Consider the following 12,485-nt stretch of genomic DNA (forward strand, 5'->3'; position numbering starts at 1 on the left):
GGCCGCCTCAAGCAATGGCGCGGCATCGCCACCCGCTTCGACAAGCTCGCCCGCAACTACAGAGCGGCAATCGTCCTAGTCACAGCACTGCTCTGGATCAACGCATGATCCACTGGACACGACCTAGCGGCTACGGGACCATGACGACCTTCCCGGTGGCCCGGTCGTCCTCCATGTGACGGTGCGCCGCGGCGATCTCCTCCAGGCCGACGACGCGGTCGATGTTGGGCCGGTACACGCCCGCCTCGACCTGCTGGACGATCCGCCGCAGCAGCGCCGCGCCGGCGTCGCCCTTGAGGTCGTCGCTGTGGAAGGCGGTGAGCCGCGTCCCGGACGGGATCATCGCCACCGGCTGGAAGTCCGGAATGGCCCAGCCGCTGAGCGAGCCCGCCACGCAGACCGTCCCGCCGCGGCGGACCAGGCCCAGCGAGTCCACCGCGGTGGCGGCCCCGACGAGGTCGAGGACGTGGTCCGGGCCGTCGGGCCAGATCGTCCGGACGTCGTCGGCGAGCGACCCGCCGGCGTCGACGAGCACATGATCGGCGCCTGCCCCGGTCAGCACGTCGATCCTGTCCTTACGCCGGGTCGTGGCCGCGGTCTCGACACCGTGGGCGGACGCGATCGACAGGGCCGCCATCCCCACCGACGACGTCCCGCCCCGGATCAGCAGCCTCCCGCCGCCCGCCCCGAGGGCATCGAGCGCACCCTGCGCCGTCAGGTACGTCTCGGGCAGCGCGGCCAGGACGTCCCAGGGCAGCGTCGTGGTGACCGGCATCAGCAGCGCGTTCGGCAGCAGCGCGTACTCCGCGTACCCGCCGTCGAACTCGCGCCCCATCTCCCCCATCACCGCCGCGACCGTCGTCCCTTCCGGCAAGGCGGGTTCGGTCGACTCCGCCACGGTCCCCACGCACTCGATCCCGAGGACGCGCGGGAACCGCACGTTCGGCGAATGCCCCTGGCGGGTCCGCAGCTCCGACCGGTTCAGGCCCGCGCCCTTCACCCGCACCAGGCTCCACCCGTCCCGAACCACCGGAACCGGCACCTCCCGAACCTCCAGCACCTCCGGCCCGCCCGCCTTCACGCAGACGGCCGCCCGCATCGTCGCGCTCATCGCACGTCACCTTCCGCAGAGGAGAAACCGCAGCTCATGCGTCCACTCTCACCGGAAGGCGGCGCGGCCGACCACCGGTAGGATGCCAACCGATGCCCGTTGGCCGCCAAGTTCCCCCGTCCGGCCCGACGTCCCGCCTGTGGCCGTCCGGCGGCGCGCACCTGTGGCCCGCGGGCGAGGCCAGCTCGGTGCAGTCCCACACGCGCGGCCACCTCGTCTACGCGGCCAGCGGCGTCCTGTCGGTACACACGGAACAGGGCACGTCGATCGTCCCCGCGAACCGGGCCGCATGGACCCCCGCCGGGTTCACCCACCAGCACCGCGCCCACGGCAGCACCGACATGCGGATCGTCTTCCTCCCCGCGTCCCTCGCCCGGCTCGTCCCCGACCGTCCCGCCGTCTACCTGGTCTCCGACCTCGCCCGCGAGATCCTGCTCGCCCTCACCGGCCCGCACCGCGACGACCGCCCCGCCGGCGCCCGCACCCGGCTCCGGCGCGTCCTCGTCGACGAGCTCCACGAGGCGCCCGAGCAGCCGCTGCAACTGCCGGAACCGCGCGACGACCGGCTGCGGGCCATCACCCGCCTGCTCCGCGAGGACCCCGCCGACACCACTCCGCTGGCGGAACTCGGGCACCGCATCGGAGCCAGCCCCCGCACCCTCAGCCGGCTCTTCCACAACGAGCTCGGCATGACCTTCTACCAGTGGCGCACGCAGCTGCGCGTCCACCACGCGCTCGTCCTCCTGGCGGACGGCCACGACACGACCCGCGTCGCCTACGCCTGCGGCTGGGCGAACCCGAGCGGCTTCATCGCGGCCTTCACCGCTCTACTGGGCACCACCCCAGGCCGCTACCGCACCGGCCGATGACCCGCTGGGGTCAGAAGTGGTGTTCCAGGCGGGCGGCTACCTGGCGGTATCTGCTGACCGGCACCAGGTGGACGCCGTCGAAGGCGCCGCTGTCGCGGATCGCCAGCACGTGCTCGCACGCGGCGTCGACGCCCGCGTCCCGGTCGCGCTCGACCGCCGCGACGAGGTCGTCCGGGATGGCGATGTCGGGGATCGCGGCGGCCAGGTTGCGCGCCATGCCGGCGCTGGCCAGCACCATCACGCCCGCGTACACCGGGACGTCCAGCCGGACGCCGTCCCGCCAGCGCAGCAGGGCGTCCAGCGAGTAGCTGACCTGGACGAACATGAAATCGGCCTGGGTCTTCCACGCGGGGACCGGACGCAGGCCGGAGGCGACGCCGACGCGGAACGGCGCATGACCCGCGAACGCGGCGTCCTCCGCCGCGGCGCGCGTCTCCTCGATCATGGCGCGCACGGTCAGCTCGCTCGTCCGGCCGCCCGCGGTGGGCTTGTCGCCGTAGACGAACAGGAACCGGTCCACCCCGTACGCCGCGGCCGTGAGCAGGTCGCGGCGGAACCCCAGCAGGTTCCGGTCGCGGGAGTTCAGGCACGCGATCCCCGAGGCGCCCATCGCCTGCACCTCATGCGCGACCGCCACGCTCGACACCGTCGCCCGGCCGATGTGGTTGTCCGGGATCAGGAACGAGTCGGCGACCGGGCTCAGCACGCCGATCTGGTGCCGCACCCGCGTCAGGTCGGGCCGGACGGGCGGCTCGATCTCGCAGATCACCTCGAAACCATCAACGACCACCCCCGAACCCTACCGACCCCTCGGCGGGCGCGGGCGCCGGGTCCATCGTCCGGCCGCCGGGTGATCGAATAGGGTTCCGGGGTGGCGGATGTTCCGGATGGGCTCGGTTTTCCTGCTTCGCTGGCCGCGGTGGTCGAGGTCGGGTTCGAGTGGGATTACGACGAGGAGACCGACGAGGCCAGCGGCTGCGACTTCGAGCCGTTCGAGCGGTTCGAGGAACCCGGGCGGACGGCGTGGTGGTTCCGGCTGTGGACGGGCAACCAGGAGGCCGACGGCGACGAGTTCCGCTTCTTCGGCAAGACCGGGGCCGGCGACTACGCCGGTTTCTGGCTGGTGCGGCCCGGGGCGCCGATCGAGGCGCAGCCCGTCGTCTACATCGGCTCAGAGGGCGAGCGCGGGGTGCTCGCCCGCGACCTCGGGGACCTGCTGTGGCTGTTCGCGGCCGGGCTCGGCCCCGCCGAGGCGTTCGAGGACCCGGCCTCGGCGGCGGAACCGAACGGCGCCTTCCGCGCGATCGCCGAACGCCACGCGCCGGGCCGCGACCGGTCGCCCGCCGAGATCGTCGGCGCCGCGCGGGCGGAATTCCCGCATTTCCCGGACCACATCGACGCGATGTGCCGCTGAGCGGCGGGCCTTTCAGCGGGCGCCGTCGTACGCGTCGCGGGCCTGATCGACCTTTCCGAGGTTCTCGGACGCCCATTCGGCGAGGTGGGCGAAGAGCGGCGCGAGGCTGCGGCCGAGGTCGCTGATCTCGTACTCGACCCGGGGCGGGACCTCGGGGTGGTAGGTGCGCACGACGAGGCCGTCGCGTTCGAGCTGCCGCAGGCGCTGGGTCAGCACCTTCGGGGTGATCGTGGCGATCCGCCGCTGCAGCTCGACGAAGCGCTGCCGGCCGTCCTGGTGGAGGGTCCACAGGATCGGGGTGGTCCACCGGCTGAAGACGATGTCGACGACGGGGGCGATCGGGCAGGCCTGTTCCGGATCGGCCGCCGCGTCCCATGCCATCTCGGCCATGCGGATCCCCTCTGAGGTAGTCACTTTCCTCTAGGTACCTACTATATCCAGGATGTTAACGTCGCCTGCGTTCGGAACGGACCGCTCGTTCGAGCGGATGGACGGCAGGAGACCGACCATGATCGTTGTTACCGGAGCGACCGGGAACGTCGGCCGCGCGCTGGTGCGGGTGCTCGCGGCGGCGGGCGAGAAGGTGATCGCGACGTCGCGGGGCGTCACGGAGGCGGACGTCCCCGACGGGGTCGAGCACCGCAAGGCGGACCTGGTCGACGCGGCGAGCCTGCGCCCGGTGTTCGACGGCGCCGACGCCCTGTTCCTGCAGAGCGGCGGCCCCAGCGCCCACCTGCTGGACCTCGGCGAGATCCTCGGCGCGGCCCGCGCGGGCGGTGTCCGGCGGGTGGTGCTGCTGTCCTCGCTGGGGGTGGCGACGCGGCCGGAGTCGGCGTCGCACGGCGTCCTCGGGCTGGCGATCGAGGAGGCCGTGCGCGGGTCGGGCCTGGACTGGACGATCCTGCGGCCGGGCAACTTCGCGTCCAACAGCTTCGCCTGGATCCCGTCGGTGCGCGCGGAGCGGACCGTCGCGGCGCCGTTCGGCGACGTCGGGCTGCCGACCATCGATCCGCGGGACATCGCGGAGGTCGCCGCCGCGGCGCTGCGCGAGGACGGGCACGCCGGTCGGATCTACGAGCTGACCGGGCCCGTCGCGATCACGCCGCGGGAGCAGGCGGAGGCGATCGGGGCGGCGCTGGGCGAGCCGGTCCGGTTCGCGGAGCTGGCCCCGGACGAGGCGCGGGTGCGGATGCTCGACTTCATGCCGGCGGACGTCGCGGAGACGACCCTGGCGGTCCTGGGCTCGCCGACCCCGGCCGAGCGGCGGGTCAGCCCGGACGTCGAGAAGGTGCTCGGACGGGCGCCCCGGCCGTACGCGGACTGGGTGCGCGACCACGTCGCCGCGTTCCGCTGACCGGCCGAGGGGCGGCCCCGTCCCGTGAGACGGACCGCCCCCGGCCGGGCTCAGGCGGCGGCGCCGAACCAGCGGGGCAGGTGGTCGAGCAGGTCCTGCTGGTCGTCGCCGACCCACGCCACGTGCCCGTCCGGCCGCAGCAGCGCGGCGGGCACGTCCAGGCGGTCGTCGACGACGTGCCCGACGCGCGCCTCCCATCCGGCGGCCGAGAGCAGGCCGGTCCGGTCGAGCAGCAGCCCGCGGCCGTCGCGCATCAGCTCGTAGAGGCGGCCGGGCTTGAGGTCTGTGTCCCGCATCCGGCGGCCGACGAGCGGGTGCCCGCCGCCGAGGTCGTAGCGCACCCCGATCGCGATGATCTTCTCGACGAGGTACCGGTTGACCTCCTCGAAGTCCATCAGTTCCGCCATCAGCCGGCGCACGGCGCGCGGCCCCGGCTCGCTGGACATCAGCACCCCCTGCGCGCGCGTGTTGGTCAGCACGTCGGCGGCCACCGGGCGGCGCTCGGCGCCGTAGGTATCGAGCAGCCCGTCCGGCGCCCAGCCGCCGACCTCGGCCGCGAGCTTCCAGCCGAGGTTGAACGCGTCCTGGACGCCGAGGTTGAGGTCCTGCCCGCCGAGCGGCGGGTGGACGTGCGCCGCGTCGCCGGCCAGCAGCACCCGGCCGTCCCGGTAGCGGTCGGCGAGCCGGGTGGCGTCGGTGAACCGGGACAGCCAGCGCGGCGAGTGGACGCCGAAGTCGGTGCCCGCGTACGCCCGCAGCTGCCGCGCGAACTCCTCCAGGGTCGGCGGGACGGTGCGGTCCTCGGCCACGCTCGCGGCGGGCACGATGACCCGGAACAGGCCGTTCTCCAGGCGCCCTGCGGCGAAGAACAGCTCGGTCTTGCGGATCTCCGCGACGATGCCGGCGACCGTCTCGGGGTCCGCGGTCGCCTCCATCTCGCCGACCAGCGTCTCCCTGCTCGCGGGCTCGCCGGGGAAGCCGATGCCGGCCAGCTTGCGGACCGTGCTGCGGCCGCCGTCGCAGCCGACGAGGTAGCGGGCGCGCAGCCGGGTCCCGTCGGCCAGCTCGGCGGTCACCCCGTCGCCGTCCTGGCTCAGCCCGGTCAGCTCGCGGCCGCGCCGGATCTCGGCGCCGGACTCGGCGGCGTGCTCCTCCAGCAGCCGGTCGGTGATGGTCTGCACGATGCCGAGGACGTAGGGGTGCGTGGTGTCCAGGCCCTCGGGCGCGGGCTTGGTGATGCCGGCGAAGAAGCCGCCGAGCGGGTACTTGCGGCCGTGCTCGAGGAACCGGTCCAGCAGGCCGCGCTGGTCCATCACCTCGATGGTGCGGACGTGCATGCCGAGCGCCCGGACGTACGGGGCGGGCTCGGCGTTCTTCTCCAGGACGAGGACGCGCACGCCGTGCAGGCGCAGCTCGGCGGCCAGCATCATGCCGGTCGGGCCGCCACCGGCAATGATCACATCGAACATGAATTCCCCCGTTCGTCGCGGTCGTTTCCGGCCGTCCGGTCCGCGCGATCGCACCGCACGCGCGCGTACGGATTTCCGCAGGTTCCGGGGCCGGCCGTAGATTCTGCGGTATGACCGGGGTCTTGCCGCAAGCCCCCCTATGCGCTATAGATTGATAGTGGCAGGGAGATGTCTTCTCCCTGCCTTTTCTGTTTCTGAAAAAGCGCGCCGGCGACCCCCTTTCCACCGACCCGCGGGGCGGGCACGGGCACCCGCGCGCTTGACGAATAGGTAGACCGGTCTACTATCTCCCCATGATCAGCTCTCGGAGAGACGGCGCGGACAGGCACGCGCTGGTGTTCGGCGCGACCGGCTTCATCGGGCGCCACCTCGTCCTCGCGCTCGGCCGGGCCGGCGTCCGGGTCAGCACGGCGAACCGGAGCCCGGAGTCCTACCGGCGGCTCGTCCGGTGGCTGGACGAGCACGGACACGGCGAGCCCCCGGCCGACCTGCGCGCCGACTTCACCGGGGCGTCGCTGATCGCGGACGGCTGCGAGGACGTCACCGAGGTCCACAACTGCGCGGGCGCCTACCGGTTCGGGATGCCGGCGGACGAGGCGCGCCGCGCGAACGTCGACGGCGTGCGCGCGATCGTCGCGTTCGCGGCGCGCCTGCCGCGCCTGCGCCGCCTCGTGCACGTCTCGGGCTACCGCGTCGGCGGGCAGGACCCGTCCCCGTGGAGCGAGGAGCGGCGGCGCGCGACGTACCGGGCGCTCGGCGCGTACGAGGCGTCCAAGGCCGAGGCGGACGCGGTGTTCCAGGCGGAGGCGGCGCGGCTCGGCGTCCCCTGGTCGATCGTCAACCCGCCGAGCGTGATCGGGGACGCCGCCACCGGCGAGTCCGACCAGTACCTCGGGCTCGCGTCGACCCTGCGGGACCTCTGGACGGGCTCGCTCGCGGCGGTGCCGGGGAACGCGCGGACGTTCGTCCCGGTGGTCGCGGCCGACTACCTCGCCCGGTTCATGACGCTTCTCCCCGAGGACGAGGCAGCCGAGGGCACCGCGTACTGGCCGCTGGACGACGCCACGCCCGCGCTGCCGGACCTGCTCGCGCTCGTCGCGGAGCACTACCGGGTCAAGGCGCCCCGTGCGCGGATCCCGGTGGCCCTGGTCAGGCGCCTGCCGCAGCGGCTCACCAAGGCCGACCCCGAGACCCTGTCGTTCCTGTCGGAGGACCGCTACCCGACGGCTTCGGCGTCCGCGTTCGCCGCGCGGCACGGGCTGGCCATGCCGGACGCCGCCACGACGATCCGCCGCTGGGCCGACCACCTGGCGGCGCACCGCTTCGGCAAGGCCGAGCCCCTGCGCGGGGCCGGCGGGCGGCGGTTCACCGCGCCCGCCGGAGTCCGGACGTTCGAGATCGGCGGACCGGACGCCCCGACGCTGGTCCTGCCGGGGCTGCCGGTGAACGCGGACACCTGGGCTCCGGTCGTCGCGGCGCTGGGCCGGGCCCGCGCCGTCGACCTCCCCGGCCTGGGGATGAGCGCGGGGCACCGCGACGACTGGCCGTCCTGGCTGTCCGCACTCGTGAGAGAGACCGGCGCCCGGCATCTGGTCGGGCATTCCATCGGCGCCGCGGCCGCCGTCGAGGCCGCCGCCGCCCATCCGGAGGCGGTGGAGCGGCTCACCCTCGTGTCGCCGTTCTTCTTGCAGGCACGTCCCGCCCGCCTCACCCGCCGGGCGTCGCTGACCCGCCGGTACCTGCGCCGCGTGTCGTCCGAGACGCTGGCCATGCGGCTGACCGGCACGGCGGCGCACGCGGCGGCACTGGAGTCGAGTGCGGCGGACCTCCGCCGCGGCACCGTCGCCGCCACCGCGGCCCGGCTCCTCGCCGCCACCGCGAGCCCGCAATGGCGGGACGAGCTCGCGGCCGGGCTGCGCCGCCACGCGGGGCCCGTGCATGTCATCGTCGGCGCCGACGACCCGCTCACGCCCGAGGGGCGCACCCTGCTGGACGCGCTTCCCCAGGTCACCGTGACGGTCATCGCCGGCGCGGGCCACCACCCGCACATCACGCACCCGGAGGAGGTGGCCCGGGCCGTCCAGCGCACGTGAGCCACCGGTCCGCTGCCCGAGGCTCTTGCCGAGGGTGAGGCGCGGCGGCACGATGGCAGGAACCGGCCAATCGCTTGTTCGGGGCGAGACGCCGATCTAGACATAAGTCTCAAAGGGTCCGACGCGCCGCGAGGAGCGACCCCATGGACGATCTCGTGATCAGGAACGCCCGCGTCGTGGACGGCACCGGCGCCCCTCCCTACCCCGCCGACGTCGCCGTCACCGGCGACCGGATCACCGCGGTCGGTCAAGGCGCCGGCCCCGGCCGCCGCACGGTCGACGCCGACGGCGCGATCCTCACCCCCGGCTTCGTCGACATCCACACCCACTACGACGGGCAGGCCACCTGGGACCCGATCCTGGCGCCGTCGTCCTGGCACGGCGTCACCACGGCGGTCATGGGCAACTGCGGCGTCGGCTTCGCCCCCGCCCGGCCGGACCGGCACGACTGGCTGATCGGGCTGATGGAGGGCGTCGAGGACATCCCCGGCAGCGCGCTCGCCGAGGGCATCACCTGGGAGTGGGAGAGCTTCCCGCAGTTCCTCGACGCGCTGGACCGCACGCCCCGGACCATGGACCTCGGCACGCAGGTCCCGCACGGCGCCGTCCGCGCGTACGTGATGGGCGAGCGCGGCGCCCGCAACGAGCCCGCCACCGCCGACGACATCGCCGCGATGAAGGCGATCGTCAAGGAGGGCGTGGCCGCCGGGGCGCTGGGCTTCTCCACGTCCCGCACGCTCGCGCACCGCGCGATCGACGGCGAGCCGGTGCCCGGCACGTTCGCGGCCGAGGACGAACTGTTCGGGATCGGCGAGGCGCTCCGCGAGCTGGGCGCCGGGGTGTACGAGATCGCGCCCGTCGGCGCCGCCGGCGAGGACGTCAACGCCCCGCCGGACGAGGTGCGGTGGATGCGGCGGCTCGCGGAGGCGACCGGCCGCCCGGTGTCGTTCGCGCTGCTGCAGGTCGACGCCGCGCCGGACCTGTGGCGCGAGCTGATGAACCTGTCGGCCGGCACCGACGCGCGGCTGTACCCGCAGGTGGCGGGCCGGCCGTTCGGGATGCTGATCGGGCTGGAGACGCTGCACGCGTTCGGCGACCATCCGACGTACGTGTCGGAGCTGGCGCTGCTGCCGCTGCCGGAGCGGGTGGGGCGGATGCGGGACCCGGACGTCCGCGCGCGGATCCTCGCCGAGCGGCCGCCCGAGGAGGACCTGCTCGCCGCCATGGTCCGGGGCTGCCTGGACCGGCTGTTCCCGCTGGACGGCGACCGTCCCGACTACGAGCCAGCGCCGGACGACTCGGTGGCGGCCCGCGCGGCGGCGACCGGGCGCGACCCGCTGGAGATGCTGTACGACCTGCTGCTGGAGGACGACGGCCGCAACCTGCTCCTGCTGCCGCTGCTGAACTACTCCGAGCGCAGCCTCGACCCCGTCCGCGAGATGCTCACCCATCCGCGCGCGGTGCTCGGGCTGGGCGACGGCGGCGCGCACTGCGGGTTCATCTGCGACGCGTCGCTGCCCACGACCATGCTGAGCCACTGGGCGCGGGACCGGCGGCGCGGCGAGAAGCTGCCCCTGGAGCACGTGGTGCGGCTGATGACCCGCGACACGGCCCGCCTGTACGGGCTGGAGGACCGCGGCGTCATCGCGCCGGGCAAGAAGGCCGACCTCAACCTCATCGACTTCGACCGCGTCGCGAACCGCCGCCCGGAGATGCGGTACGACCTGCCCGCGGGCGGGCGGCGGCTGGTGCAGCGGGCCGACGGGTACCTCGCCACGTTCGTCTCCGGGACGCAGGTCTTCGCGGACGGCGAGCACACCGGCGAGCTGCCGGGACGGCTGGTCCGGGGGGCGCGTTCGTGACGCGCCGCCTCAACCTCGCGGACCTCTTCGAGGTGGTCGCCGACGCCTGCCCGGACCGCACCGCGCTCGTCGCCGGGCCCGTCCGGCTGACGTATTCGGAGCTGGACGCGCGCGCGAACCGGATGGCGCACCATTTGGCCGGTGCGGGCGTGGGGCCGGGCGACCACGTCGGGATCCTGGCCTACAACCGGGCCGAATGGGTCGAGACGATGCTCGCCTGCTTCAAGCTCCGCGCGGCGCCGGTCAACGTCAACTACCGGTACGTCGCCGGCGAGCTGGCGCATCTGCTCGGCGACGCAGGCTGCGTCGCGCTGGTCGCCGAACGGTCCCTGCTGGGGAACGTCGACCGCGAGCGGTTGCCGCGGCTGCGGCACACCGTCGCCATCGACGACGGCGACGGGCCGCCCGCCGACGCCGAGTACGAGAAGGCGCTGGCCGCCGCGTCGCCCGGCCGGGACTTCGGGCCGCGCTCGCCCGACGATCCCTACCTGCTCTACACCGGCGGCACCACCGGCCTGCCCAAGGGCGTCCTCTGGAGGTCGGAGGACCTGTTCTTCGCGGCGTTGGGCGGCGGCGCCTACGGCGGCGGGTCCGTCATCTCGGACCCGGACGAGCTGGCCGGATGCGCGGAGCGGGAGCCGCTGCGCGTCCAGGTGCACGCCCCGCTGATGCACGGCGGCGGCCAGTGGATGACGCTGATCGCGCTCACCACGGGCGGCACCGCGATCCTGTGGACGGAGCGGCACTTCGACGCGCGGGCCGCGCTGGAGCTCGCCGCCCGCGAGCGCAGCCAGGTGTTCATGCTGGTCGGCAACGGGATGGCCGGTCCCGTCGCGGACGAGCTGGCCACCGGCCGGCATGCGAACCTGGAGATCTTCGGGTTCGGGTCGGGCGGCGCGCCGCTGTCGTCCGGGACCAAGGAGCGGCTGGCGGCCGCGCTGCCCGGCGTCTACATCTCCGACAACCTCGGCGGCACCGAGACCGGCGCGATGGGCGTCAGCGAGGGCGACGGCCGCTTCCGGCTCGCGCCCGGCTTCGCGGTCCTCGGCGACGACCTGCGGCCGGTGCCGCCCGGCGCCGAGGGGCTGGTGGCCCGCACCGGCCACATCCCGCTCGCGTACTGGGGCGACGAGGCGAAGACCGCGGCGACGTTCGTCCGCGACCCGGACGGCACGCGGTGGGCGCTGCAGGGCGACCACGCGCGCGTCGAGGAGGACGGCACCGTCACGCTGCTGGGCCGCGGGTCGCTGGTCATCAACACCGGCGGCGAGAAGGTGTTCGCGGAGGAGGTCGAGACGGTCCTGCGCGGCCACCCGTCCGTCGCGGACGCCGTGGTCGTGGGCGCCGCCGACCCGAGGTTCGGGCACCGCGTCGCCGCCGTCGTGACCTGGGCGGACGGGACGCCCGCCGGCGAGGAGGCCCTCACCGCGCACTGCCGGGAGCGGCTCGCCGGGTACAAGGTGCCCCGCCTGTACCGCTTCGTGGACGCCGTGCGGCGCACCCCCGTCGGCAAACCCGACTACGCCTGGGCCCGCACCGTCGTCTCCCCCTGAGGGCGCCGGTTCAGACGCTGCGGAGGACCGAGACGACGATGCCCAGGATGACCGCGCGGTCGCCGTCGATGACCTCGTACGCCGGGTTGCGGGGCTCCAGGAGGACGTGCCCGCCGCGGCGCCGGTAGACCTTGACCGTGGCCTCGCCGTCGATCATCGCGGCGACGATCTGCCCCGAGTGCGCCTCGGGCTGCTGCCGGACCACGACGGTGTCGCCGTCGCAGATCGCGGCGTCGATCATCGAGTCGCCGCGCACCCGCAGCGCGAACACGGTGCCGCGCCCGACCAGCTCGCGGGGCAGCGACAGGACGCCGTCGGCGTGCTGCTCGGCGGTGATCGGCGCGCCGGCGGCGATGTCGCCGACGACCGGGACGGGCACCGCGTCGCCGGCGGGCGCCTCGTCCGGGGCGTCCCGCAGGAAGGACCGCACGTCGATCGGGCGGGCCACGGCCGCGCCCCGGCGCAGGTAGCCCTTGTCCTCCAGGCTCGCGAGGTGCCGCGACACCGACGACGCGGACCGCAGCCCGACGGCGTCGCCGATCTGCCGCGTGCTCGGCGGGTACCCGTACCGGACGACCCAGTCCCGGATCGTGGCCAGGATCCGCTGCTGGCGCGGAGGCAGGGCCGAGACGTCCAGGCCCTCGAAGGCGTCATGATCGTGAAAGGCGGCCACCCGCGGAATTGTAGAGGTCCGGCGCCCGGCCGCGCGGAAGGCACGGGCACCGGGCGGCGGCGGGCGGTGGGCGGCGGGCCGCGGGCG

At 74.3% G+C, this 12,485-nt stretch carries 11 protein-coding genes; 6 read left to right on the forward strand and 5 right to left on the reverse strand.

The features are described from left to right. Positions 1-130: 130 nt before the first annotated feature. Positions 131-1,111, reverse strand: a complete 981-nt coding sequence (locus F9B16_RS43705; RefSeq protein ID WP_151546158.1) for a zinc-binding dehydrogenase — start codon at positions 1,109-1,111, stop codon at positions 131-133. A gap of 92 nt (positions 1,112-1,203) precedes the next feature. On the opposite strand from F9B16_RS43705, the gene F9B16_RS43710 reads away from it, so the two are divergent. After that, positions 1,204-1,980: a helix-turn-helix transcriptional regulator gene (locus F9B16_RS43710; protein ID WP_151546159.1), complete on the forward strand. Its 777-nt coding sequence runs from the start codon at positions 1,204-1,206 to the stop codon at positions 1,978-1,980. Between the two features lie 10 nt (positions 1,981-1,990). Here the strand turns inward: F9B16_RS43710 and F9B16_RS43715 are convergent, their stop codons facing one another. Next, positions 1,991-2,770: a methylenetetrahydrofolate reductase gene (locus F9B16_RS43715; RefSeq protein ID WP_151546160.1), complete on the reverse strand. Its 780-nt coding sequence runs from the start codon at positions 2,768-2,770 to the stop codon at positions 1,991-1,993. Between the two features lie 81 nt (positions 2,771-2,851). Here F9B16_RS43715 and F9B16_RS43720 point away from each other — a divergent pair, with 81 nt between their 5' ends. Further along, the gene (locus tag F9B16_RS43720) at positions 2,852-3,394 is read left to right on the forward strand and encodes an SMI1/KNR4 family protein (protein WP_151546161.1); all 543 of its coding nucleotides are present in this window, start codon (positions 2,852-2,854) and stop codon (positions 3,392-3,394) included. 12 nt (positions 3,395-3,406) lie between these two features. Here the strand turns inward: F9B16_RS43720 and F9B16_RS43725 are convergent, their stop codons facing one another. Next, entirely contained in the window at positions 3,407-3,784 is a 378-nt protein-coding gene (locus tag F9B16_RS43725) for a winged helix-turn-helix transcriptional regulator (protein WP_225992470.1), read from the reverse strand. A gap of 118 nt (positions 3,785-3,902) precedes the next feature. On the opposite strand from F9B16_RS43725, the gene F9B16_RS43730 reads away from it, so the two are divergent. After that, complete coding sequence (locus F9B16_RS43730; protein WP_151546162.1) at positions 3,903-4,748, forward strand: NAD(P)H-binding protein; 846 nt, start codon at positions 3,903-3,905, stop codon at positions 4,746-4,748. A 50-nt stretch (positions 4,749-4,798) separates the two neighbouring features. On the opposite strand, the gene rox is transcribed toward F9B16_RS43730, so the two are convergent. Beyond that, on the reverse strand, positions 4,799-6,217 hold the full coding sequence (gene rox / locus F9B16_RS43735; RefSeq protein ID WP_151546163.1) for a rifampin monooxygenase: 1,419 nt from the start codon (positions 6,215-6,217) through the stop codon (positions 4,799-4,801). Between the two features lie 293 nt (positions 6,218-6,510). Between rox and F9B16_RS43740 the strand changes: the two genes are divergently transcribed. The 3 genes from F9B16_RS43740 to F9B16_RS43750 all read left to right on the forward strand — a co-directional run bounded on the left by F9B16_RS43740 (position 6,511) and on the right by F9B16_RS43750 (position 11,725). Further along, the gene (locus F9B16_RS43740; RefSeq protein ID WP_151546164.1) at positions 6,511-8,310 is read left to right on the forward strand and encodes an alpha/beta fold hydrolase; all 1,800 of its coding nucleotides are present in this window, start codon (positions 6,511-6,513) and stop codon (positions 8,308-8,310) included. 143 nt (positions 8,311-8,453) lie between these two features. Next, positions 8,454-10,172: an N-acyl-D-amino-acid deacylase family protein gene (locus F9B16_RS43745; RefSeq protein WP_151546165.1), complete on the forward strand. Its 1,719-nt coding sequence runs from the start codon at positions 8,454-8,456 to the stop codon at positions 10,170-10,172. Beyond that, positions 10,169-11,725, forward strand: coding sequence for an AMP-binding protein (locus tag F9B16_RS43750; RefSeq protein ID WP_151546166.1), 1,557 nt, complete (start codon positions 10,169-10,171; stop codon positions 11,723-11,725). The genes F9B16_RS43745 and F9B16_RS43750 overlap by 4 nt, the downstream gene beginning before the upstream one ends. A 10-nt stretch (positions 11,726-11,735) precedes the next feature. Here the strand turns inward: F9B16_RS43750 and lexA are convergent, their stop codons facing one another. Then, a complete protein-coding gene (gene lexA, locus F9B16_RS43755) occupies positions 11,736-12,347 on the reverse strand; it encodes a transcriptional repressor LexA (protein WP_449700201.1) in 612 nt (203 codons plus the stop codon). Positions 12,348-12,485 lie beyond the last annotated feature (138 nt).

It is taken from the genome of Actinomadura montaniterrae (genome assembly GCF_008923365.1).
GTDB lineage: Bacteria > Actinomycetota > Actinomycetes > Streptosporangiales > Streptosporangiaceae > Spirillospora > Spirillospora montaniterrae.